General features: G+C 64.0%; 23 protein-coding genes. 6 read left to right on the forward strand and 17 right to left on the reverse strand.

Translation table 11 applies throughout. The features are described 5' to 3' along the window. Positions 1–11: 11 nt before the first annotated feature. Together purB and rpe are read right to left on the reverse strand one after the other, a co-directional pair. Positions 12–1,319 carry an adenylosuccinate lyase gene (purB, locus tag G3A50_RS18720; RefSeq protein ID WP_163076655.1) on the reverse strand — a complete coding sequence of 436 codons (1,308 nt, stop codon included), beginning with the start codon at positions 1,317–1,319 and terminating at the stop codon, positions 12–14. Positions 1,320–1,421: 102 nt separating this feature from the next. Beyond that, positions 1,422–2,108, reverse strand: a complete 687-nt coding sequence (rpe, locus tag G3A50_RS18725) for a ribulose-phosphate 3-epimerase (RefSeq protein WP_163076656.1) — start codon at positions 2,106–2,108, stop codon at positions 1,422–1,424. A gap of 169 nt (positions 2,109–2,277) precedes the next feature. Between rpe and G3A50_RS18730 the strand changes: the two genes are divergently transcribed. Further along, positions 2,278–2,667, forward strand: coding sequence for a hypothetical protein (locus G3A50_RS18730; protein WP_163076657.1), 390 nt, complete (start codon positions 2,278–2,280; stop codon positions 2,665–2,667). Between the two features lie 313 nt (positions 2,668–2,980). Here G3A50_RS18730 and G3A50_RS22710 read toward each other — a convergent pair whose 3' ends face one another. After that, the gene (locus G3A50_RS22710) at positions 2,981–3,109 is read right to left on the reverse strand and encodes a hypothetical protein (RefSeq protein ID WP_246251874.1); all 129 of its coding nucleotides are present in this window, start codon (positions 3,107–3,109) and stop codon (positions 2,981–2,983) included. Positions 3,110–3,227: 118 nt separating this feature from the next. After that, a complete protein-coding gene (locus G3A50_RS18740; RefSeq protein WP_163076658.1) occupies positions 3,228–4,235 on the reverse strand; it encodes a P1 family peptidase in 1,008 nt (335 codons plus the stop codon). 117 nt (positions 4,236–4,352) lie between these two features. Here G3A50_RS18740 and G3A50_RS18745 point away from each other — a divergent pair, with 117 nt between their 5' ends. Further along, complete coding sequence (locus G3A50_RS18745) at positions 4,353–5,084, forward strand: cytochrome c biogenesis CcdA family protein (RefSeq protein ID WP_163076659.1); 732 nt, start codon at positions 4,353–4,355, stop codon at positions 5,082–5,084. 367 nt (positions 5,085–5,451) lie between these two features. Here G3A50_RS18745 and G3A50_RS18750 read toward each other — a convergent pair whose 3' ends face one another. The 6 genes from G3A50_RS18750 to G3A50_RS18775 form a co-directional block, all read right to left on the reverse strand. Beyond that, positions 5,452–6,552: a branched-chain amino acid ABC transporter substrate-binding protein gene (locus tag G3A50_RS18750; RefSeq protein ID WP_163076660.1), complete on the reverse strand. Its 1,101-nt coding sequence runs from the start codon at positions 6,550–6,552 to the stop codon at positions 5,452–5,454. Positions 6,553–6,683: 131 nt separating this feature from the next. Next, positions 6,684–7,046, reverse strand: a complete 363-nt coding sequence (locus G3A50_RS18755) for a DUF6867 family protein (RefSeq protein WP_210255332.1) — start codon at positions 7,044–7,046, stop codon at positions 6,684–6,686. 113 nt (positions 7,047–7,159) lie between these two features. Beyond that, positions 7,160–7,873 (reverse strand): ABC transporter ATP-binding protein, encoded by a 714-nt coding sequence (locus G3A50_RS18760; RefSeq protein ID WP_163077837.1) that lies wholly within the window; start codon positions 7,871–7,873, stop codon positions 7,160–7,162. Positions 7,874–7,944: 71 nt separating this feature from the next. Continuing rightward, complete coding sequence (locus G3A50_RS18765; RefSeq protein WP_163076662.1) at positions 7,945–8,913, reverse strand: ABC transporter ATP-binding protein; 969 nt, start codon at positions 8,911–8,913, stop codon at positions 7,945–7,947. Continuing rightward, entirely contained in the window at positions 8,913–10,355 is a 1,443-nt protein-coding gene (gene livM / locus G3A50_RS18770) for a high-affinity branched-chain amino acid ABC transporter permease LivM (RefSeq protein ID WP_163076663.1), read from the reverse strand. Before livM ends, G3A50_RS18765 begins: the two co-directional genes overlap by 1 nt. Before the next feature lie 11 nt (positions 10,356–10,366). Continuing rightward, the gene (locus tag G3A50_RS18775; protein ID WP_163076664.1) at positions 10,367–11,284 is read right to left on the reverse strand and encodes a branched-chain amino acid ABC transporter permease; all 918 of its coding nucleotides are present in this window, start codon (positions 11,282–11,284) and stop codon (positions 10,367–10,369) included. A gap of 370 nt (positions 11,285–11,654) precedes the next feature. Between G3A50_RS18775 and G3A50_RS18780 the strand changes: the two genes are divergently transcribed. Further along, positions 11,655–12,179, forward strand: a complete 525-nt coding sequence (locus G3A50_RS18780) for a flavin reductase (RefSeq protein WP_246251877.1) — start codon at positions 11,655–11,657, stop codon at positions 12,177–12,179. A gap of 4 nt (positions 12,180–12,183) precedes the next feature. Here G3A50_RS18780 and G3A50_RS18785 read toward each other — a convergent pair whose 3' ends face one another. Together G3A50_RS18785 and G3A50_RS18790 are read right to left on the reverse strand one after the other, a co-directional pair. Then, the gene (locus G3A50_RS18785) at positions 12,184–13,374 is read right to left on the reverse strand and encodes a BaiN/RdsA family NAD(P)/FAD-dependent oxidoreductase (RefSeq protein ID WP_163076665.1); all 1,191 of its coding nucleotides are present in this window, start codon (positions 13,372–13,374) and stop codon (positions 12,184–12,186) included. Beyond that, on the reverse strand, positions 13,371–14,450 hold the full coding sequence (locus tag G3A50_RS18790) for a lysine-2,3-aminomutase-like protein (protein WP_163076666.1): 1,080 nt from the start codon (positions 14,448–14,450) through the stop codon (positions 13,371–13,373). Before G3A50_RS18790 ends, G3A50_RS18785 begins: the two co-directional genes overlap by 4 nt. 105 nt (positions 14,451–14,555) lie before the next feature. Here G3A50_RS18790 and G3A50_RS18795 point away from each other — a divergent pair, with 105 nt between their 5' ends. The 3 genes from G3A50_RS18795 to G3A50_RS18805 are packed head-to-tail and all read left to right on the forward strand — an operon-like array spanning position 14,556 to position 17,241. After that, positions 14,556–14,879 (forward strand): XdhC family protein, encoded by a 324-nt coding sequence (locus G3A50_RS18795; RefSeq protein WP_163076667.1) that lies wholly within the window; start codon positions 14,556–14,558, stop codon positions 14,877–14,879. After that, positions 14,879–15,580 carry an XdhC family protein gene (locus G3A50_RS18800; RefSeq protein ID WP_163076668.1) on the forward strand — a complete coding sequence of 234 codons (702 nt, stop codon included), beginning with the start codon at positions 14,879–14,881 and terminating at the stop codon, positions 15,578–15,580. The genes G3A50_RS18795 and G3A50_RS18800 overlap by 1 nt, the downstream gene beginning before the upstream one ends. After that, a complete protein-coding gene (locus G3A50_RS18805; protein WP_163076669.1) occupies positions 15,577–17,241 on the forward strand; it encodes an NTP transferase domain-containing protein in 1,665 nt (554 codons plus the stop codon). Before G3A50_RS18800 ends, G3A50_RS18805 begins: the two co-directional genes overlap by 4 nt. A gap of 53 nt (positions 17,242–17,294) precedes the next feature. On the opposite strand, the gene bcsS is transcribed toward G3A50_RS18805, so the two are convergent. The 5 genes from bcsS to G3A50_RS18825 form a co-directional block, all read right to left on the reverse strand. Next, positions 17,295–17,975, reverse strand: a complete 681-nt coding sequence (bcsS, locus tag G3A50_RS18810) for a cellulose biosynthesis protein BcsS (protein WP_163076670.1) — start codon at positions 17,973–17,975, stop codon at positions 17,295–17,297. A gap of 227 nt (positions 17,976–18,202) precedes the next feature. Continuing rightward, on the reverse strand, positions 18,203–18,655 hold the full coding sequence (locus G3A50_RS18815) for a DUF488 domain-containing protein (RefSeq protein ID WP_163076671.1): 453 nt from the start codon (positions 18,653–18,655) through the stop codon (positions 18,203–18,205). A gap of 332 nt (positions 18,656–18,987) precedes the next feature. Then, complete coding sequence (locus tag G3A50_RS22425; RefSeq protein WP_170308650.1) at positions 18,988–19,155, reverse strand: hypothetical protein; 168 nt, start codon at positions 19,153–19,155, stop codon at positions 18,988–18,990. After that, a complete protein-coding gene (locus G3A50_RS18820; RefSeq protein ID WP_163076672.1) occupies positions 19,152–20,522 on the reverse strand; it encodes an amidase in 1,371 nt (456 codons plus the stop codon). Before G3A50_RS18820 ends, G3A50_RS22425 begins: the two co-directional genes overlap by 4 nt. Beyond that, on the reverse strand, positions 20,519–21,937 hold the full coding sequence (locus G3A50_RS18825) for a TRAP transporter large permease (RefSeq protein ID WP_163076673.1): 1,419 nt from the start codon (positions 21,935–21,937) through the stop codon (positions 20,519–20,521). The genes G3A50_RS18820 and G3A50_RS18825 overlap by 4 nt, the downstream gene beginning before the upstream one ends. Positions 21,938–21,957: the final 20 nt, after the last annotated feature.

The raw sequence follows: 21,957 nt of genomic DNA on the forward strand, positions 1-21,957 counted from the left end.
TAACCGCGGCTTCAGGCGCGTCCAAAGACGCGCTTGAAGATCGTGTCGACATGCTTGAGGTGATAGCCGAGGTCGAATTTCTCGGCGATCTCCTCGGCGGTCATGAAGTTGCGCACCTCGGGGTCGTTGGTGAGCAGCGTCTGGAAATCGCCTTCTCCCCGCCAGACCGGCATCGCGTTGCGCTGTACGAGGCGGTACGCGTCCTCGCGCGAGGCGCCCTTCTGGGTGAGTGCCAGCAGCACGCGCTGCGAGTGCACAAGCCCGCCCAGAAGGTCCAGATTCTTCTGCATGTTCTCTGGATAAACCACCAGCTTCTCGACGACGCCCGCGAGCCGGTTCAGGGCGAAGTCGAGCGTGACCGTCGCATCCGGGCCGATCATGCGTTCGACCGACGAGTGCGAGATGTCGCGCTCGTGCCAGAGCGCGACGTTCTCGAGAGCCGGCGTGACCATGCCGCGCACAAGGCGAGCGAGGCCGGTGATGTTCTCGGTGAGAACCGGGTTGCGCTTATGCGGCATGGCTGAAGAGCCCTTCTGGCCCGCGGAGAAGAACTCCTCGGCTTCCAGGACTTCGGTGCGCTGGAGATGGCGGATCTCGGTCGCCACACGCTCCATGGACGATGCGACGACGCCAAGGGTGGCGAAGAACATGGCGTGGCGGTCGCGCGGGATCACCTGCGTCGAGACGGGCTCGACGGCGAGGCCCATTTTCTCCGCCACATACTCCTCAACACGAGGGTCGATCTGGGCAAAGGTGCCGACCGCGCCCGAAATCGCGCAGGTGGCGACTTCGGTCCGTGCCGCGACGAGACGGGCACGGTTACGCTGGAACTCCGCATGGGCTTGGGCCAGCTTGAGGCCGAAAGTGGTCGGCTCGGCATGGATGCCGTGCGAGCGGCCGATTGTTGGCGTGAGCTTGTGCTCGAATGCGCGCGCCTCGAGTGCGGCGAGCAGCCGGTCCACATCCTTGATGAGGATGTCGGCGGCACGCACGAGCTGGACGTTCAGGCACGTGTCGAGCACGTCAGACGAGGTCATGCCCTGATGAACGAAGCGCGCTTCGGGGCCAACGATTTCGGCGAGATGCGTGAGAAAAGCGATCACATCGTGCTTGGTGACGGCTTCGATCTCATCAATGCGATCAACGTCGAAGGTGGCGTCCTGCGCCATCTCCCAGATCTTGGCCGCAGCTTCCTTCGGCACCACGCCGATCTCGGCGAGGGCATCGGTGGCATTGGCCTCAATCTCGAACCAGATGCGGAAGCGGGTCTGCGGCTCCCAGATGGCGGCCATCTCGGGACGGGTATAGCGCGGGATCACGGGCGGCTCTTTCGGCAAGCGGCGATGGATGTCGCGCATTAGCAGATAGGAGAGTGCGGGACAAACCTTCGCTCGCGCTCGACGTTCAGTACCTAGCCTTCTTCATACCATTTCGCCCCGCTCGCGCGCAGCGGCTTCGCGAATGGCGGCGATGTTCGCGGCGTAGGCCGAGGGGCCGCCCTTGAAGACGGCGGAGCCCGCTACCAGGGCGTTCGCACCGGCGGCCATGCAGGCGGGCGACGTTGTCGGGGTGACGCCGCCGTCGATCTCTATGTCGATCGGCCGGTCGCCGATCATCGCGGCGATCCGGCTTACCTTCTCCATGACCGGGGTGATGAAGGCCTGTCCGCCGAAGCCGGGGTTCACCGTCATGACGATGACGAGATCGATGATATCGAGCACGTACTCGATCGTCTCGGCCGGTGTCGCGGGATTGATTGCCACACCTGCCTTCTTGCCCAGTGCGCGTATCGCCTGCAGCGAGCGGTGGAGATGCGGTCCGGCCTCGACATGGACCGAAATGTGATCGGCGCCCGCCTTCGCAAAGGCTTCCAGATAGGGATCGACCGGCTCGATCATCAGATGCACGTCGAAAGGTTTGGAGGAGAACGGCCGAATGGCCTTTACCACATCCGGACCGAAGGAGATGTTGGGCACGAAATGGCCGTCCATCACGTCGATGTGGATCCAGTCCGCACCGGCGGCATCCACCGCGCGTACCTCCTCGCCGAACTTGGCGAAGTCACTGGCAAGAATGGAAGGGGCGATGATGAGCGGTCGGGTGATCATGGCAACGTCTCCGGCTGGGGCGGCCCGTAGCACGCGATGGTATGACCGGCAATAATACCAACAATGTGGATAAAGCCCGGATGCGCGAATGACGTAGGGGCGCTAGGCTTCGATTCGTGACGATGCGGTCGGCCGCGCAAGCGAGAATGGTCGAGGAGGAGAGCCGGTTATGAAACGTGCACGTTATCTGGCCGCGGGCGCTGTGTTTGCGTTCGCTGGCCTTTTCGCTGCGATGCCGGAGGCGAATGCCTGGCGCGCCGGGGCCTGTGGGGCTCGCGGCTGCGTCGGTGCGGCCGGTCCGGGTCGCTATTATGGCAATCCCGGCCATTATTATGGAGCGGGGCGCTATTACGGGCCGGTTCCGCGCGGCGGTGGCGTCGTGGTGGTGAATCCGCGCCGCTACTGGGCGCCCGGCGGGGCTGTCGCGGCCGGTGCCGCGCTCGGCTTCCTGACCGGTGTGGCTGCGGCGAGCCTCGCTGGCCCGCCCCCCCAGCCGAATTATTGCTGGTTCTACACCAACCCTCAGCGCACGACCGGCTTCTGGGAGCCTTGCCCCTGAGTTCACGGTTTCCGGCCTGAAGACACAACGCGGTCGGGATTGCCTCCTGACCGCGTTCTTGTTGGTGGCGTCTGTCTGTGCCGGACTGCGCTTCGACCAGGCCTCGACCTTGCCGTGGCAGCGGGGTCGCCGCCGGGGTTTATGCCGATCGTCTTGCCGCCGAACATGTCTTCCTTGCCCTTGATGCCCTCAATTAGGCTGATGTCGACAAGCGTGGGCATAGCGAGACCGATCTTGGCCCCGGTTCGTTCGGGCCGAGATCGATCACCTTGTCATTCAGCATCTTGTCGCAGGCGGCGTGTGGCGCCGGCAGTCAGGCCGCTGCCATGGCGCCCGCCTCGCCGGTCGCGACCGGCTGCCACATGGCAGCCCCGGAAAGCGGGACGATCTTCGCGGTGTCGCCTTTGTCCTCCAGCGCGGCCTTGATGACGTTGGTGGCCACAACGGCATCTGACCATTCGACACAGGCGATGGTCAGATCCTTCTTTTCCGCGTGCGCGGCGCCTGTGGTGAGAACGAAGGCGGCAGCGGCCGCTCCCCTTCCTTGCCGGGCATCGTGATCAGCTGCCCCAGCGCTCGCGCCAGCTCGCCATGGTTCCCTGCTGCGGCAGAGCCGTGGCCTCAAATACAGCTCTGGCGCAAGCGCGGGCCAAAGTCTGCACCACGGCCGAGCCGATGAGAGCGAGGTCAAAGACCGGATCCGCAAGCGAGTGTTTCCCGGTAGCCGCGGCGAAAATGGTGTCGCCGTCGAGAGGGGTATGAACCGGCCAGATGGCGCGCGCGTAGCCGTCGTGAGCCATGATGGCGAGGCGTTTGCACTGTGCCTTGGTCAGGATGGCATCGGTCGCGACGACCGCGATCGTGGTATTGGCAATCGCCGCTTCAGATCCGGCAGGCAATCCCTTCAGTGCCGGCCGATCCGGCAGGGCGGGGAGGGGGCTCGGCAGGCCGAGGCCTCCGAATTCCCCGTTGCGCTCAAACGGCGCCGACCAGAAATGCGGGCCATCACCCACATTGGTCGCTCCGCAGGCGTTCACGGCGACCAGCGCACCCACGACATGGCCTGACGCCGCCACCATCGAGGCGGAGCCAAGCCCGCCCTTGAGATTCACCGTCGTCGCACCGGTGCCGGCGCCGACGGTGCCTAGTGGAAAATTGAGGCTCGCCGCATTCGCGGCCTCGAAGCCGAGCTCGCGGTAGGGGGTGAAACGGCCCCAGTTCTTGTTTCCTCCATTGAGCAGATCGAACAGAACCGCCCCGGGCACGATGGGAATCCGCGCATCGCCGACGGGGAAGCCGATGCCCCGCTCTGCGAGTGCCGCCACTACGCCGGCTGCCGCATCGAGTCCGAAGGCGGATCCTCCGGAAAGGGTGAGGGCGTGGATCGCGCCGACCGTCTCATCGGGAGCCAGCAGATCGGTCTCTCTCGTCCCCGGACCACCGCCACGCACATCGACCGAGGCCACGGTCGGTTCGTCGAAGACAACGACCGTAACGCCGGAGGCGAGCGCGAGATCGGTGGAGTTGCCAACCCGAAGGCCGGCGACATCTGTAATAAGATTACGCAAGGGAAGTCTCCGGTCGTCGCTATCACATCACGGGGAGTGTCTAAGGGGCCGCATTGCATAAGCCAGAGTGGGCGTGCATTGGGAAGCTCTCGAAACGATGCAAGGTTGCCCAGCTTCATGGCCGACGTCACGCTTCCGGCCGCTTTCGTGGCCGGCATCGCCAGCTTCGCCTCTCCCTGCGTCCTGCCGCTGGTGCCTCCGTATCTATGCTATCTCGCCGGTACGAGCCTTGACCAGATTACGCACAAAGCCCCGACCGACGCCGCCGCGCGCCGCACCTTGGGGGCGGCTCTGCTGTTCGTCGCTGGCTTTTCCACGGTTTTCGTCGCGCTTGGGGCAGGGGCCTCGGTCGTGGGCGGCTACCTGCGTCTTTATTCGCAAGAGTTCGCCTTCGTGGCCGGGATCGCGATCCTTTTGATGGGGTTACACTTTCTCGGTATTCTTCGGTTCAATTGGCTCACACATACCAAACGCGTTCATGTCGATGCACCGTCGACGCTCGCCGGTGCCTATGTCATGGGGCTTGCCTTCGCCTTCGGGTGGACCCCCTGCATCGGGCCGGTGTTGGCGGCGATCCTCGCGGTGGCGGCGAGCGAGCAGACGCTGGCCCGTGGCGCCGGGCTGCTCGCGGTCTACTCGGCGGGGCTTGGTGTCCCCTTCATCCTGGTCGCCGCGATGGCACGACCCGCCCTCGCCCTTCTCAGCCGCACGCGGCGCTATCTCCCGATGGTCGAGAAGGCCATGGGTGCTCTGCTGGTGCTCACCGGCATCGGCTTCCTCTCGGGATGGATGTCGACGCTGAGTTACTGGATGCTTGAGACGTTTCCCGCGTTGGCGAATTTCGGCTGAGACCCTCAAGGACGGTCGTTCGGCGACGGCGGGCTATAGGAGTTCAGCTTCGAGCACGCTCAAGCTGCCCCGTGAGAGGCCTGGACGCGCGTGGGTCGATAGCTTCTGCGCAGCCCGCCGCTTTGTGGCAGCACCGCTGCCTGCTCGCACCATTTCAGGAGCGGTGGCGCTCCCACGCTTTGGCGACGCCGGCACAAGCGCACGCGTTCGGCTGTTCCCGCGCGGTCATTCCGGCGCGGAGACCTTCCCGGGAAGATGGACCGACGATTTCTCTTAAGTTCTTATTCCCGGCAACAAAAAACCCACCGGCGTTAGCCGGTGGGTCTGATGTTTAGCCTTCTTCCAGGCGCCTTGAGGGCGCTTGGACTCAGAGCTCGCTGTAGCCGCCGTCCTTCCAGACGTAGACGACATAGTCGCCGCTGGTACGGTCACCCTTCTTGTCGAAGGAGAGCTTGCCCAGCACCGTGTCGAACGTCTTGCCGGAGTGCATGTACTCGGCAACCTTCATCGGATCGAGCGACTTGGTGGCTTCAACGGACTGCTGGAGCACCTGACCAGCGGCGTAGGTGTAGAGAACGTAGCCTTCCGGATCGATATTGTTCTTGGTGAACTCCTCGACAACCTTGGCGGCCGAGGGGATCTTGCGCGGATCCGAGCCGAAGGTCATGAGGGTGCCAGCAGCGCCCGGACCGGCGATGGTCCAGAACTCCTTGTCGGTGATGCCGTCACCCGAGAAGAGCACGGTGTCCATGCCCTGGTCGCGCATCTGGCGCACCAGCAGGCCGGCTTCGGTGTGCAGGCCGCCGAAGTAGAGCACTTCAACGCCGGCCGCCTTGAGCTTGGAAACGAGAGCGGAGTAATCCTTCTCGCCGGGGTTGATGCCTTCATAGACGACTTCTTCGACGCCGCCCGTGTTCATCGCCTTCTTGGTCTCGTCGGCCAGACCCTTGCCGTAGGGGGTCTTGTCGTGGACGATCGCGACCTTCTTGTCCTTAAGGTTCTTAAGGATGTACTCGGCGGCGATGGCGCCCTGCTGGTCGTCACGACCGCAGGTGCGGAACACCGCGGCAAGGCCACGCTCGGTGAGGGTCGGGTTGGTCGAGGCCGGCGAGATCATCAGAACGCCAGCTTCGTCATACTGCTCGGAAGCGGGGATCGACACGCCCGAGTTGAAGTGGCCGAGCACGAATTTCACGCCGTCGGCAATGAACTTGTTGGCCACCGAAATGCCCTGCTCGGGCTTGGAAGCGTCGTCACCGACGACGATCTCCACCTTCTGGCCGAGAAGGCCACCGCCGGCGTTTACGTCGGTCGCCCACTGCTCGGCACCGTTCTTGAGCTGCGCGCCGAACGTGGCGTTCGCTCCGGTGATCGGGCCGGCAACGCCGACCTTGACCTGTGCCGAGGCCGGTACGGCCAAAGCCGCCATAGCGCCGAGCGCGATGCCGGCAAACAGAAGCTTCTTCATGAACTTCTCTCCTGGTTATCCAAGGTTGGTGTTCTAACGGCCTCAACGGCGCGGTGGCTCTGCCCCCGGGCCGATATCATGTCCATTTCCCTGCTCGTGTCGATGTCGAACCAAAGCATGGTGAACGTAGCTCAAGCCGAAGTCTCGGCGGTTGTCTGGCCGGGGGTATCCCTCCAGCCGAACGGTCCTGCCCGACGGTAAATCCAACCATAGCGCGTCGTCATCTGGTTTGCTCGTTCGGCGCGAAAGCCGAGCGTCGTGAGGGCGACGAGGAAGGCTGTGTCGGTAAGGAAGTAATGGAGGGAAAGCAGCGTCCCCTCGAACAAGGCGAAATGGAAGAAGCGGACGACGCAGCCCAACAGCAGCGCGTAAAGCACCGCTTGCCGATAGCTGCGCCAAGTGCGCGCCATGGATTGCCCGGACAGCCACGCTGCGCCGCCGCCAAGGAAGACGGTGACCAGCGCAAAGTCGCCGCGGGAGATCTCGACGACCATTGACGGCGCAACGATCGCCGCGAGCAAAACCGCAATGGACACGACGATCGGCACCACGACAGCAAGGCTGGTCGGGGCGCCCTGGGAAATGAGGGTGCCGTCGCGATCGGACATCAGTGTTTTCCGCCTTCGAGATAGGCTGCCCGGACTTCCGGGCGCTCCAACAATTCGCGCCCGCCGCCCGAAAGCGTAACCTCTCCATTGACGAGCACATAGCCGCGATGGGCGAGCTTGAGCGCATGGAACGCATTCTGCTCGACGAGGAATACGGTCAGGCCCTCGGCCCTGTTCAACTCGCGGATCGCATCGAAGATCAGCTTGACGATAAGGGGCGCCAGGCCGAGCGATGGTTCGTCCAGCATGAGCAGGCGTGGGCGGCTCATTAGTGCCCGGCCGATGGCGAGCATCTGCTGCTCTCCGCCCGACAAGGTGCCGCCGCGCTGGTTGATGCGCTCCTTGAGCCGGGGGAACAGATCGAACACCTTGCGCAGGTCGTCGTCGAAATGGCTGAAGCCGTCGACCGAAGCGCCCATCTGCAGGTTTTCGAACACGGTCATGCGCGGGAAAATGCGTCGGCCTTCGGGCGACTGGGCGATTCTGAGCTGCGCGATCTCGTGGGTCGGCATCTTGGTAATGTCGCGCCCTTCGTAGACGATCGCCCCTTCGCGAGCACGCGGTTGGCCGAAGATGGTCATCATCAGCGTCGATTTGCCGGCGCCGTTGGAGCCGATGAGGGTGACGATCTCGCCCTTGTAGACGTCGACGTCCACGCCCTTCAGCGCCATGATGTTTCCGTAGAACGTCTTGACGCCCCGAACCGACAGCATCGGGGTCGCCTCGCCATTACCCGAGGGCCGGGATGCCGCCAGGGGGGCCGCAGCCAAGGTGTCGCTTACACTCACGATGTCACCCCTGTGGTGCTGCCGGCGACTTCGGCCTCGATCTCCGCCTCGACTTCCTCCACCGCGTCCTCGTCGACGCCGAGATAGGCGGCAATGACGCGCGGATCATTCTTCACGTGGTCGGGCGTGCCGTCGGAAATCTTGGTTCCGTAGTCGAGCACGATGACGTGGTCGGAAATTTCCATCACGACGCTCATGTCGTGCTCGATGAGCAGGATCGAGGTGCCATGCTCGGCACGGATCGAGCGCAGCAGGTCATTCAGTTCCAGACTCTCGCGGGGGTTGAGGCCTGCGGCGGGCTCGTCAAGACATAGGAGGATGGGCCCCGAGCACATGGCGCGAGCGATCTCAAGGCGCCGCTGGGCACCGTAGGGCAGGTCACCAGCGGGGTCGTCGGCGCGGTCGGTGAGGCCGACCTTATCCAGCCAATACGTCGCCGTCTCAGTGGCCTCGAACTGCGCCCGCGTCCAGCTGGGCAGTCCGAACAGTCCCTTCAGAGAATAGCCCGAGGCGGCCATCAGCGCATTGTGCTGAGCAACCATCAGATTTTCCAGCACCGTCATGCCCGTGAACAGCCGGATATTCTGGAAAGTACGCGCGACCTTTGCCTCGCCCGACACGCTGTGGTCGGGCATGCGCTCGAGCAGGAAGACGCCCGAGCTGGCGCCGACCAGCGAACGTTCGCCGATCAGCGTCACGCTGGCCAGCTCGTGCGGGGTCGGCGCCCGGCCATGGGCGAGCACAAGACGGCCCTCGCTCGGCTTGTAGAAGCCGGTGATGCAGTTGAAGACCGTGGTCTTGCCCGCGCCGTTCGGCCCGATCAGCGCGGTGATGTCGCCACGCCCAACCTTGAAGCTGAGATCGTTGACCGCGACCAAGCCACCGAACCGCATGAACAGGTGTTCGACCATGAGGATCGGATCGGCTTCCCATCGCGGGAGACTGCTGTCGAGAACGGGTGCCATCAGCCATGGCCCTCCTTCACGAGATCACCCGAGACCGCTTTCTTCTCCTTGAGGAAGATCGTCGGGTCGCGTGTCGATACCAAACCTCGGGGTTTCCAGACCATGATAGCGACCATAGCGAAGCCGAAGATGAGCATGCGATAGAGGCTGGGATCGAACTCGTCGCCAAAGATCTCGCGCAGGAAGCCGAGATTGCGGAGCATCTCCATCCCGCCCATCATTACCGCCGCGGCAACAGCCACGCCGATCTGCGAGCCCATTCCACCGAGCACCACGATGGCGAGGATCATCGCCGAGATGTCGAAGGTGAAGCTCTCCGGGCTTACGAAGCCGGCCCGCACGGCGAAGAAGCAGCCGGCAAAGCCGCCGAACATGGCGCCGGTGGCGAAAGCGGAAAGCTTGGTCGTTGTGGTGTTGATGCCAAGTGAGCGGCAGGCGATCTCGTCCTCGCGCAGCGCTTCCCACGCCCGGCCGACCGGCAGTCGCCGCAGCCGGACCGTTGCGAAGGCCGTGATCAGGGCAAGTGCCAGGATCACGAAGTAGAGGAAGATGATGCGATGCATCGGGCTATAGGTCAGCCCGAACAGAGCGGCGAACCCGTTATCGCCCCTTTCGAAGGGGATGCCGAAAAACGTGGCCCGCGGGATGGACGCGATGCCGGCGCCACCACCGGTGAAGTCGACCCAGTTGATCAGCACGAGGCGGATGATTTCGCCAAAGGCGAGCGTCACGATGGCGAGATAGTCACCGCGCAGGCGAAGCACCGGGAATCCCAAGATCATGCCCCAAAGACCTGAGAAAATTCCGGCCATCGGCAGGCAGAACCAAAACGCCCAGTCAGCCCAGAAGTCCTCTCCGACCAAGGCGGCAAAGAAATTGTGGATCGGCTCCGAGGTGGCGAGCAGGGCGTAGGTGTAAGCGCCCACGGCATAGAAGGCGACGTAGCCGAGGTCCAGCAGCCCTGCCAGCCCGACCACGATGTTGAGGCCCCAGCCGAGCATCACATAGGTCAGGATGAGGATGCCGAGATCGATCAGGTAGCGGCTCTGGCTGAGCCCGCCCGTCGCATAGATCGAAATAAACGGGAAACACACGGCGAAGGCAAGCAGGGCCGGTTTGACCCCCGGTCCAATGAATGTGCCGGCCCGATCCATGATCGAGGGGCCGCTGCGTACTTTCGGCTGACGGTGGGGTGACCACACCGTCAGGTTGAGCAGAAGACGGCCCACGAAGATGATGCCGACCATGACCGCCAGAATGAACGGGCGGTAATGAAGACCCAGCGCGCCATCGATGATGACGGTCTCGAAGCCGATCAGCGGCCCAAGCAGACCGACGGCGATGAGGCCGGTGATGAACGCGTCCTTCAGCGCATGGGCGAGAAGGGAAACGGAGTCTGAAGACGGCGCCGAGGCGGGCGCGGTATCGGCGATCTGCGCCATGACGACCTACCTCAGACCTTCTCGACTTCGGGACGGCCGAGCAGGCCTTGAGGCATGAAGATGAGGGTGATGGCCAGGATCGAGAAAGCTGCAACGTCCTTGTATTCAATGGAGAAATAGGCGGACCAGAAGACCTCGATCAGGCCGATCAGGAGCCCCCCGAGCACCGCGCCGGGCAACGAGCCGATGCCCCCGAGCACGGCGGCCGTAAACGCCTTCACGCCGGGAACGAACCCGTCCGCGAAGTGCGATACGCCGTAGTACATCAGGTACATGACGCCCGCGACTGAGGCGAGCGCGGCGCCGATGACGAACGTCAGCGAGATGGTGTGGTCGACGTTGATGCCCAGCAGCGCGGCCATCTTGCGGTCCTGTTCGCAGGCACGCTGCGCGCGGCCGAGCGACGTCTTCTGCACAAGGTACCAGAAGGCAGCAAGGAGAACGGCGGTCGAGGCCATGATGATGACCTGCTTCCAGGCCAAGGTGACCTGATAGCCGTCGCGTTCCATCAGCACGATGACGTCGGTGACCATCGGCGGAATGGGCTTGTTGCGCGGGCCCTGCGTGACCTGCACGAAGTTCGCCAGGAAGATCGACATGCCGATCGCCGAGATCATCGGCGCGAGGCGGAAGGAGCCACGCAGCGGGCGATAGGCAACACGCTCGATCGCCCAGTTGGTCAGCGAGGTGAAGAACATCGCCACCACCAACACAATCGCCAGCGCCAGGAAGATCGATGTGATGCCGATAACGGTGGTCAGGAACAGAAAGCAGATCAGGCCGATGAAGGTCGACACCATGAACACGTCGCCATGGGCGAAGTTCACCATGCCGATGATGCCAAAGACCATGGTATAGCCGATCGCGATGAGCCCGTAGATCGAGCCCAGCGTCAGCCCGTTGATGAGCTGCTGAACAAATATTTCCATTGTGCTTTCCGGCTCCCCTCAGCCGCATCGGGTAAGCGCGCACGCCGGGCCTTGCACATATTATGATCGTGCCCGTGTCGTGTGCGCTCCCTGACTCTTAGCGCGCACCGAGATCCGATACAATTCGATCAAAAGACGAAATGCAATTCATCGAAACAAATGATACAACGGTATTATAGTAGCGATATGTCGCTAAGCCGTTGTGTTTCAATCACTTGCACGCCGACGTTGCCGTCGTGAAGTTGCCATGATTCTCAACGCAAGGCTGTTGGCAAACGCGGATCGCCGCCTTCCCGAGGTGATTTGAGGGCTGGCTGTGCGAAATTGACAGCCGGCTTAAGCAGCAACCGTGTGGATATCGGAGGTGGGTGTGGACGATGCGAACAACCACGGGCCGGTTCATGGGGCTGAGCATCATGTCGAGGCGGGACTTTATCGCGAGGCGATGAGCCGGCTTGTGGCCGCGGTCCACGTGGTTACGACCCGCACGTCCGAGGGGCGGACCGGTTTCACGGCGACAGCCGTCGTCTCGGTCTCCGACAGTCCTCCCACGCTTCTGGTCTGCCTCAACCGGCGCAACCACTCCGCGCCGGCGTTTCGTCGTGCGGGTGTGTTCGCGGTGAACATGCTGGCGGGGGACCAGCAGCCCGTCGCGCTGGGGTTCGGAGGGCGGAATGATCTTGCCGGTGAACAGCGATTCGCCATCGGTCACTGGCATGAAGGTCATCTCGGCATCCCGGTTCTCGCGGGGGCCGTCGTGGTCTTCGAGTGCCGGCTGGTCGAGGCCCGCACAATCGCCACCCATGACGTGCTGGTTGGCCGCGTGGAGGCCGTCACACTTGGACGGGATGGGCCAAGGCTGGCTTATCTTGGGCGGGAATTCCTCGTCGTCTGATCTTTCAGACGAACTGGCCGGCAACCCAGCCGGAGGACCATGCCCATTGAAAGTTGTAGCCGCCCAGCCAGCCGGTGACGTCGACGACCTCGCCGATAAAGTAGAGCCCGGGAACGCTGCGAGCCTGCATGCTGCGTGAGTCCAGATCGGCAGTATCGACCCCGCCCAGCGTCACCTCCGCTGTGCGGTAGCCTTCCGAGCCGGCGGGCTTGATCTTCCAGCCATTCACCGCTGCGTCGAGGCGGCGCAACGCCTTGTCAGACAGATCTGCCAGTCGCGCGGGGCCTGTCTCACGTTCGCCGATCGCGTGGGCGAGGCGCTTTGGTAGTATCGTCGAGAGCAAGCTCGCGGCCGCCTGCTTGCCATTTGCCGCTCGGGCGTCGCGCAGCTGCGCAAAGACGTCGAGATGCGGGGCGAGGGCGAGTTCAATCTCGTCACCTTCATGCCAGTAGGACGAGATCTGCAGGATTGCCGGGCCGCTGAGGCCGCGATGGGTGAAGAGCAGCCCCTCTTCGAACGCGATCCGGCCATGCCGCGCGCGCGCCTCGACCGCAACGCCGGCAAGTGGTGCGAGCCGCTCCAGTAAGGCCGGGTCGAGTGTGAGCGGCACGAGGCCCGGTCGGGTCGGCACGATATTCAGCCCGAAACGCGACGCGGTATCGTAGCCGAAGCCCGTGGCGCCCATTTTCGGGATCGACTTCCCGCCGGAGGCGACGACCAGCGAGCGGCAGGCGAGCGAGCCCCGGTCCGTGGTGACGAGAAAGCCGTTGCCCGTTTTCTCGATGTCTCGAATGGAGGTTGAGAGCCTCAGCTCGGCGCCCACATCGGACAGACCGTCAGTAAGCAGGTCGACGATCTGCCGGGAGGAGCCATCGCAGAAGAGCTGGCCGAGCGTCTTCTCGTGATAGGCAATGCCGCGCCGCTCAACCTCGGTGATGAACGCCTGCGCCGGGAAGCGTTTCAGCGCTGAAATGCAAAAGCTGGGATTGGCGGACAGATAGTTGTGCGGGGACGCATCGCGATTGGTGAAATTGCACCGCCCACCGCCAGAGATGCGGATCTTCTCGCCCGGCGCACGGGCATGATCGATCACGCTCACGCGGCGTCCACGTCGTCCCGCTTCGATGGCGCACATCATGCCGGCCGCGCCCGCGCCGATGACGACGACGTCGGTTTCTGTCGCAGGCGGGTTCACGTCGCCTCGCCATACGAATGCACGCCGCCGCAGTAATCCGTGACGTGCCATCCGTCGGGGGTGGGTTCCAGATATGATGAGCTGATTGGCACCTTGCCGTGGCCGCCGGGAATGTCGAGCACGTAGGTCGGCAGGGCGATCCCCGACAGCCTGCCGCGCAAGGCTCGCATAAGCTCCTGGCCGCGGGCGATGGGCAGGCGAAAATGCGCCGTGCCGGGTGCAAGATCAGGGTGGTGCAGGTAGTACGGCTTCACCCGGCACTCGACGAAGGTGCGGAACAGGTCGGCAAGCGTGGTGGCCTCGTCGTTCACGCCGGCGAGAAGAACGGTCTGGCCTAACAACACGATACCCGCATCCGCAATGTGGGCGAGGGCAGCGCGGGCTTCGGGTCCGAACTCGCGCGCATGATTGGCGTGGACCGCAACATAAGTGGTCGCGCCATCCACACGCAGTGCCTCGATCAATGCCGGCGTCACCCGTTCCGGCGCGGCGATCGGTACGCGGGTATGGAAGCGGATGATCTTCACATGCTCGATGGCGGCCAAGCGCGCCATCAGCGCTGCGAGGCGGCGTGGTGCGACCACCAGGGGATCGCCCCCGGTTAGGATCACCTCCCAGATATCCGGGTGTCCGGCGATATAGGCCAGGGCGGTTTCGAGGGCGTCGTCCGAGAGATTGCTCTGCGCGCCCGGTCCCACCATCTCGCGCCGGAAGCAGAAGCGGCAGTAGACGGCGCACACGCCCACCAGCTTCAGCAGCACCCGGTCCGGGTAGCGATGGACGATGCCGGGCACGGGGCTATGCGCCTCGTCGCCTATCGGGTCCGTAAGCTCCCGAGGATGGGTGTCCAACTCGCGCACATCCGGCAGGAATTGCCGGCCGATCGGATCTTCCGGGTTCGTCGGATCGATCAGGCCGGCGAGCGTCGGAGTGACCGCGATGGCATAGCGATCCGCGACGGCTTCAAGACCCTCATGCCCGACCAGCAGGCCGGCATCGGCCAGCTCCTCCACGCCACGCAGCGTTCGGGGCGGGAGGGGAAGCGTCGGGGCGGACCGTTGGCGGATGGCACTCATGGCCGTCCTTTTGATAGCATCCGTCTTTATGGGCAAGGTGCTGCATGCTGCGCTGCGCTATATTCGCTCGCGTACGACCCATTCGACAGGCTACCGGAGACTCTGATGTTCGCGCGCGAGGAAGACGTGCTGGAGGCCGCCGCCGGCTGGCGCCGCGAGGGACGGGGAGTTGTTTTAGCGACCGTCGTTGAAACCTGGGGGTCGGCGCCGCGTCCGGTTGGCAGCCACCTCGCTGTCGATGAAGCGGGTAATTTCCTTGGCTCGGTGTCGGGCGGCTGCGTCGAGGGCGCGGTGGTCGCGGAAGCCGCCGAGGTCATCGCGGACGGCCGGCCGCGACTGCTGGAATTCGGCGTTGCCGACGAGACGGCATGGCAGGTCGGGTTGTCCTGTGGCGGGCGCATCCGCGTCTATGTCGAGAAGGTTTCCTGATGGACCTCGCCGTTCTCGAACGTCTGAATGCCGAGCGCGCCGCCCGTCGCGCCACGATACTGGTCACCGAGCTTGGTAGCGGGCGGCAAAGAATGGTCACTCCGCTCGACGTGGCCGCCGATCCGCTTGCCGACCGTCTTGCCGAAGGATTTCGCACCGGACGCAGCGCGCTGGTGGAGGTGGGCGATGACAAGGTGTTCCTGACCGTTCAGGTGCCTTCGCCACGACTGGTTATCGCGGGCGCTGTTCATATTTCGCAGGCGCTGGTTCCGATGGCCAAGAGCGCAGGATTTGATGTGACCATCATCGATCCACGTACGGCTTTTGCCACGCCCGAGCGTTTCCCGCAGGTCGATCTGCGGGCCGAATGGCCGGACATCGTGCTGCCCGCCCTTGCACTCGACCCCTTCACCGCGGTTGCCGCCTTGACGCATGACCCGAAGATCGACGATGCCGTTCTTGTCGACGCGCTGGCGAGGGATTGCTTCTACGTCGGCGCACTGGGCTCGCGCCGCACCCACGCCGCGCGTGTTGAGCGGCTTGTCGAAAGGGGTGTCACGCGGGAGAAGCTGGCGCGTCTGCACGCCCCGATTGGTCTCGACATCGGGGCGGTGAGCCCTTCCGAAATCGCGGTATCGATTCTTGCCGAGGTCATCGGCGTGCTTCGGCGCCGCCCGGTCGCAACGGAGCGGACAGGTTGAAATTCGGGCGTATTGCCGCCGCCGAGGCGGAAGGTGCGGTCAATGTGCACGGGTTGCGGTTGCCCGGGCTGGCCCTGAAGAAGGGCGCGGTGATCGATCGACGCACGGTCGAGGCGCTTGGCGCGGCGGGCATTGAGAACCTGGTCGTGGCACGGCTGGAACCGGGCGATGTTGGCGAGAACGAAGCCGCGACGCTGATCGCCGCGGCGATCGCCGGGAACGACGTGCAGGTGGAGCGGGCATTTACCGGGCGGGTCAATCTTCGCGCGGAAGCTTCTGGCCTGCTGGTTGTCGACCGAGCCGGCGTCGATGCCTTCAACCACATTGACGAGGCGGTGACGCTCGCCACCTTGCCGGCGTTCCATCCGGTCGACGTCGGCACGATGGTCGCGACGGTCAAGATCATTCCCTTCGCTGTACCTGCCCGGGCCATGGAGCGTATCCGCGACACCTTTCGACCCATGGTACGCGTCGCGCCCTACCGGCTTGATCGGGTGGCGGTGATCTGCACCAAGTTGCCGGGTTTCGCTGAAAAGGTCGTATCGGCCACCCTGCGCACGACGGCGGCCCGGCTTTCGTCCGCCGGCGCGCGGATCGTCAGCGAAGAGAGCGTCCGCCATGACGAAATGGAGGTCGCGTCCGCGCTCCGCCGCGCGTCGGCCAGCGGCGCACAGATCGCACTCGTATTCGGTGCCTCGGCGATAGCTGACCGGGCTGATGTGATCCCTGCGGCGATTGAGGCGGTGGGAGGGCGCGTCGAGCATTTCGGGATGCCAGTCGATCCGGGCAACCTGCTGCTGCTCGGCCGCATCGGCTCCATGCCGGTGCTCGGCGCACCGGGGTGTGCCCGTAGCCCGAAGGAGAACGGCTTCGATTGGGTGCTTCGTCGGTTGCTGGCCGGCCTTGACGTGACGTCGCCGGACATCATGTCGATGGGAGTTGGAGGTCTGCTCATGGAAATTCCCTCACGCCCGCAACCTCGCGAGAAGACATCCGCCGGGAAGGATGGTGTCGGTGTGGTCGTGCTCGCGGCGGGGCGAGGCACACGCATGCCTCAGTCCTACAAGCTGACCGCGACCATCGGCGGGGAGGCCTTGGTGAGGCGTGTCGTTCGCGCGGCACTCGCTTCGCGGCAGCGCCCGGTTGTCGTTGTTACCGGTCATGAGGCCGAGCAGGTGAGGCAGGCGCTTTCCGGCCTTGATATCAAGTTCGTCCATAATCCCGACTTTGCCGAGGGGCTGTCGACCTCGCTCAAAGCTGGCATCATGGCGCTCCAGCCGGAGGCCGCCGGCGCCGTGGTCATGCTCGCGGATATGCCGAAAGTCGGCGCTCCCCTCGTCGATCGCCTTGCGGAGGCGCTCGCTCCGGAGACGGGCGGGTTGATCGCCGTGCCGGTTGCTGACGGGAGGCGCGGCAACCCTGTCGCCTGGTCACGTCGCCTGTTTCCGGAATTGATTGCGCTGAGCGGCGATATCGGGGCGCGCCATCTCATCGCGGAAAACCCCGAGGCGGTGGTCGAGGTGCCGGTCGAAGGAGACGCAGCGTTCGTCGATGTCGATACGCGGGAGCAACTGGAAGCGCTGGAGATTCACGAGATCGCAGCGGGTGCCGACGTCGACGCCCGGGCGGCGCTCGATGCCATGAAGGCCGAGGACGCTTGAGGCCGCACGTGGTCGCATCCAGGCCAGTGTCCCTATCCGACGCGCATGCTCCGCTAGAAGGGCGCGTAGAGCGACAGGCTCGCATAGGGACCATCGTCGCTGTCGCTGCTCCAGCGCCATCCGCCGCTGGCGCGCCACTGTCGGCCGGGCAGGGGTGCCGCAATGAACAGGCCCGCGCGTGCATCCTGGGAGAGCCAGTCGGTCGAGGCACCGACCTCGGTGCCGAGATCGAACAGTTCGTGGACATGCCGGCCGGCCGTGCCGCGAATGAACGCCCTGCCATCGGCCGTTGACCCGCCGATGGTTCCTGTGAATGTCCAGTGAGGGTCGTAGCTACAGTACCATTCTGCGAGTGCCTTCGCGCCGACTGCCGTGCCCTGTTCGCGATTCAACGGGTCGGGCTGATCGAGAAGGTTCTGGGTGACATTGACCCCGCCATACACCGCGAGCGCATGGGGCCCGCGCAGGAACTGCCAGCCGACAAGCAGTTCGCCTTCTGTCTTGTTGACCGTGTTCCAGCCGCCCGCCACGTCGGGGGTTCTGTAGCGGTACTGGCCACCACCTCCCTGCAGGCGGATGCGTAGCCCTTCCTGATCCATCAGGCCGGAAGGCGACCAGGCAGCTCCGGCCCAGCCATAGACGTTGTCTCGGGCGACATCGACGCCGGAGTAGAAGTACAACCTGTCGGTGAAGGCGTTGGGTGGCGTCTTGTCGATGCCAACATCTCCGCCCATTGCTGCCCGGACACTGAGAGCAAGCAAGGTGCCAGACGTAAGACATGATGCGGCAAACCCCGACAACCCGGCCGCCCCCCAGCCCCGTTGAATATCGAAAGTTCGCGCCCTTGGGCGCACAACTCATCCGAGCATTTCGGGTGGGTTGTGCTCAATCAATCGAGGATTGAAATGTTCGCGCCTATGGTTGTGCGTGCGTGCCAATTTGTCGCATTGGGCCGTCGAGATCACACCGGAGGCGCCGCAAGGTGCTGGATTGGAACGCCAATCCTCTCGCAGATGAGTTCGGCGATGATCTGCCTGTGGCAGTGTTCCGGGTGGCGCTCATAGCAGAGGAGGCACACAGGACGCCCGGTGGCGACAAGGCGGCTGAGTTCGTCGAGCTGGTCCTGCGCGGTTGGCGTCGCAATATGCTCGGCAAAAATGCGCCGCATCTCTTCATGTCGGCCGGCTCGGGCGGCTTGGCGACCCTCCGCCGGCGTTCCAAGGCCGCGCAGATGGAGATAGCCCATGCCACGACTGGCGACGCCGGCGGACAGCAGGCTCTTGGAGAATCCGGCGCGCCGGGATGAAGCAACAGCTCGTACGTCGACCAGAAGTCCGACACCGGCATCGGCGAGTGTGTCGAGCACGGAGGACGCTGAAACCTGTTCGTAGCCAATCGTGAAGAGCGGCGGCATCGGTCGGGCCTCACATTAAAGGCCGCCGCCGCGCCTCGACGGGGCCGCGCTGCCTTCTTTTTTGTCGATTGTCCCCGGAGCGGAAACGCCGAGTCAACAGCCGTGGGCGGGTGGCCGTTGAAGTTATCGAGCACAGCCCCGGTCATGATAACGATCGCACATTGCGGCTAGCAGCACGGTGCCATCGGCGCGCGGCGGACAACAGCCTAATGCTCGGAACAGCCAGAGACTGGCTGCCACGCACGTTTCTCGAGCCCAGAACTCGGATGCCCCGCTCCGGTATGAGATCGCTCGGCGTCTGAATGAACCAGCGTGAGGAAATTGCGGAACGCTCAGGATGCCCCTTTGCCGCGATGGGTGTCGAACATGTCGTACCCGGCGCAGAGCAGCGTGACAGCGACCCACACAGCCAGGTCGACGCGAGGTACCCAGATCACGAGTATCGAGAGAAACGCGGCAAGTGCCGCGAAGGCAAGCAGAGCCATCAGCCGGTCGATCATGAGGCTTCTCCCTCGGTTGCGGCAACGCGCTCCATAAGCCAGAGTGCGGCGCGCAGAAGCCTGCCATCATCGCCGCGGCGGCCCACGAGCTGCACGCCCATCGGCAGACCGTCGACCTGCAGCACCGGAAGGGTGACGGCAGGCACGCCGAGCAGCGTCCAGAGCGAATTGAAGACGGCGTCGCCTGTGCTCTCAATGCCGAGAGGTGCTGGGCCGGGGGCTGCCGCAGTGAGGATCACGTCGCAGCGATTGAAGACCTCGGAGAGACCGGCATAGAGCACGTCCGGCCAGTCGAGAGCGGCTATGTAGTCCCGCGCGGGAATAGCCTTGCCGGCGTCGATCGCGGTTCGAAGCTCTTCCGACAGCAGATCGCGGCCGCGGCGTTCATAGGTGTGGTAGCACTTCGCCATCTCGGCCAGATAGATCCGCCCATGCGCGGCTCGTGCGCCATCGAAGGCCACTGGCAGGTCCACTTCAAAGCACTGCTGGCCAAGAAACTCGGCAATTTCAGCCAGCGCGTCCTGTGTCTCCTGCGTGGCCATCTCCCAGTTGGGGGGCTTTACGAAGGCGAAGACCGGCGGCAGGGGAGGCGATGTGCTGGCCGTCTCCAGCAGTCGTGGCGCAGGTGCCAGGCTGGTCGCTCGGTCGTTCTGGTCGTGACCAAAGATCACGTCGGCGATGAGCGCGACGTCGCGGACCGTGCGCGCAAAAACGCCGACCGTGTCGAGACTGGGGCTCTGGGCAAGGATGCCTGTTCGCGGAATCGCGCCAAAGGTCGGCTTAAAGCCCACGGTGCCGCAGAAGGCGGCCGGGCGGATCAAGGAGCCGCCCGTCTGGGTGCCGATGGACAGCGGCACCTGGCCCGCCGCTACCGCCGCGGCCGAACCAGACGACGAGCCGCCGGGAGTGTGCTCCGGGTTGACCGGGTTGCGGGTTGGTCCCGGATGCAGATAGGCGAGCTCGGTGATTGCCGTCTTGCCCATGATAACAGCCCCCGCCGCCTTCAGCTTGGCGGCGACGAACGAGTCATGTTCCGGCATGCGTCCTTCGTCGAGGGAGGTGCCGTTCGCCGTCGGGATCTTGACTGCGTCGATGATGTCCTTCAGGCCCACCGGTACGCCGTGCAACGGTCCGATCGGTCGGCCGGTGCCGCGATAGGCATCAAGCGAGCGAGCCTGAGCCCGCGCATGGTCGGGATCAAACCACGCCCAGGCGTGGATGTCCGGCTCGGTCGCGTTGATGCGCGCGATATAGGCTTCGGTCACTTCTTCGGCTCGTAGAGCGCCGGAGGCGATGCGGTCGCGCTGGTCGACTGCGCTGAGGCTGATGATCGCCTCTGCGCCGCGGAAGGCTGGTTTTGCTGTCATCGGCCATACACCAGGTTCGGCAGGTAATAGACCACGTCAGGCACCGCATAGACGATCGCCATGGCGATGAAGACCATCAGCAGGAACGGCATGACGCCTCGGAAAATGTCGGTGAGCTGCACCTCTGGAGGGGCTATCCCCTTGAGATAGTAGGCCGACATGGCCATGGGTGGCGTGAGGAAGCTGGTCTGCAGATTCAGCGCGACAAGAATGCCGAAGAACAGTGGATCAATGTTGAAGTGCGCCAGCAGCGGCAGGAAGATCGGCACGAAGATGATGATGATCTCCGACCATTCCAGTGGCCAGCCGAGGAGAAAGATAATCAGCTGGGCAAGGATCAGGAAGGCGAGGGGCGAGAGATTGAGGCCGGTCACGAACTCCGAGATGACCTGCTCGCCGCCGAGATAGGAGAACACCGAGGAGAAGGTGTAGGAGCCGACGAAGAGCCAGCAGACCATCGCCGTGGTGCGTGCCGTCAGATAGACCGATTCACGCAGCCGCTGGAAGGTGAGTGCGCGGTAGGCGACCGCCAGCAGGATTCCGCCCAACGCGCCGATCGAGGCGGCCTCGGTCGGTGTCGCGAGCCCGAAGAGGATCGAGCCGAGCACGGAAAGAATCAGCACCGCGAGCGGGAAGAATGAGGTCGCCAGCATCCAAAGCACGCGGCCGAGGGGCACATCCGGCACTTCATCGTCCGTGGGGCGCGGCGCCGAACTGGGCTGGAGGATGGAGCGGCCCACCACGTAGATGAGATAAAGCCCGACCAGAAGGAAGCCCGGCAGCAGAGCGCCCGCGTACAGCCGGACGATGGAGACGCCCGAGGCGGCGGCATAGACGATCAGCATGATGGAAGGTGGGATCAGGATGCCCAGCGTACCGCCCGCGCAGATGATGCCGGTCGCGAAGCTCTTATCGTAGCGCGCCTTCAGCATGGCGGGCAGGGCGAGCAGGCCCATGAGCGTTACCACGGCGCCGACGATGCCGGTGGCCGTTGCGAAAAGCGCGCAGGTGATAAGCGCCGCGACGCCCATTGAGCCGGGGACGTTCTTGGAAGCGACATTGAGGGTGGAGAACAACCGGTCGACGATGTTCGCGCGTTCGACGATGTAGCCCATGAACAGGAACAGGGGGACCGCTGTCAGCACTTCATTCGACATGACCGTATAGGTCTGGTTGATGAAGAGATCGAAGATACGGTTATTGAAGAAACCCGCTATCCAATCTGACCATTGGTCCCACGCACCCGCTGTTTCGGAGAGCCTATTATAGGCCCTCCACATGCGGTCGCCGTCGAAATAGGCGAAATAGCCAAAGCCGATGCCCATCGCCATCAGTGTAAAGGCGATAGGAAAGCCCAAAAATACTACGAAAATGAAGAGCCCCAGCATCAGCAGGGCGACTTGAGGATCAGTCACAGACGTGCTCCGTCGGGATC

Origin of the sequence: Ancylobacter pratisalsi (assembly GCF_010669125.1) — a bacterium.
Lineage (GTDB): Bacteria > Pseudomonadota > Alphaproteobacteria > Rhizobiales > Xanthobacteraceae > Ancylobacter > Ancylobacter pratisalsi.

What these genes read in the sequence shown, in the direction of transcription:
- rpe (WP_163076656.1), bottom strand. Translation starts at nt 2,108, where the DNA reads ATGATCACCCGACCGCTCATCATCGCCCCTTCCATTCTTGCCAGTGAC.
- G3A50_RS18730 (WP_163076657.1), top strand. Translation starts at nt 2,278, where the DNA reads ATGAAACGTGCACGTTATCTGGCCGCGGGCGCTGTGTTTGCGTTCGCT.
- G3A50_RS18745 (WP_163076659.1), top strand. Translation starts at nt 4,353, where the DNA reads ATGGCCGACGTCACGCTTCCGGCCGCTTTCGTGGCCGGCATCGCCAGC.
- G3A50_RS18750 (WP_163076660.1), bottom strand. Translation starts at nt 6,552, where the DNA reads ATGAAGAAGCTTCTGTTTGCCGGCATCGCGCTCGGCGCTATGGCGGCT.
- G3A50_RS18755 (WP_210255332.1), bottom strand. Translation starts at nt 7,046, where the DNA reads ATGGTCGTCGAGATCTCCCGCGGCGACTTTGCGCTGGTCACCGTCTTC.
- G3A50_RS18760 (WP_163077837.1), bottom strand. Translation starts at nt 7,873, where the DNA reads ATGCTGTCGGTTCGGGGCGTCAAGACGTTCTACGGAAACATCATGGCG.
- G3A50_RS18765 (WP_163076662.1), bottom strand. Translation starts at nt 8,913, where the DNA reads ATGGCACCCGTTCTCGACAGCAGTCTCCCGCGATGGGAAGCCGATCCG.
- livM (WP_163076663.1), bottom strand. Translation starts at nt 10,355, where the DNA reads ATGGCGCAGATCGCCGATACCGCGCCCGCCTCGGCGCCGTCTTCAGAC.
- G3A50_RS18775 (WP_163076664.1), bottom strand. Translation starts at nt 11,284, where the DNA reads ATGGAAATATTTGTTCAGCAGCTCATCAACGGGCTGACGCTGGGCTCG.
- G3A50_RS18790 (WP_163076666.1), bottom strand. Translation starts at nt 14,450, where the DNA reads ATGAGTGCCATCCGCCAACGGTCCGCCCCGACGCTTCCCCTCCCGCCC.
- G3A50_RS18795 (WP_163076667.1), top strand. Translation starts at nt 14,556, where the DNA reads ATGTTCGCGCGCGAGGAAGACGTGCTGGAGGCCGCCGCCGGCTGGCGC.
- G3A50_RS18800 (WP_163076668.1), top strand. Translation starts at nt 14,879, where the DNA reads ATGGACCTCGCCGTTCTCGAACGTCTGAATGCCGAGCGCGCCGCCCGT.
- bcsS (WP_163076670.1), bottom strand. Translation starts at nt 17,975, where the DNA reads ATGGGCGGAGATGTTGGCATCGACAAGACGCCACCCAACGCCTTCACC.
- G3A50_RS18815 (WP_163076671.1), bottom strand. Translation starts at nt 18,655, where the DNA reads ATGCCGCCGCTCTTCACGATTGGCTACGAACAGGTTTCAGCGTCCTCC.
- G3A50_RS22425 (WP_170308650.1), bottom strand. Translation starts at nt 19,155, where the DNA reads ATGATCGACCGGCTGATGGCTCTGCTTGCCTTCGCGGCACTTGCCGCG.
- G3A50_RS18820 (WP_163076672.1), bottom strand. Translation starts at nt 20,522, where the DNA reads ATGACAGCAAAACCAGCCTTCCGCGGCGCAGAGGCGATCATCAGCCTC.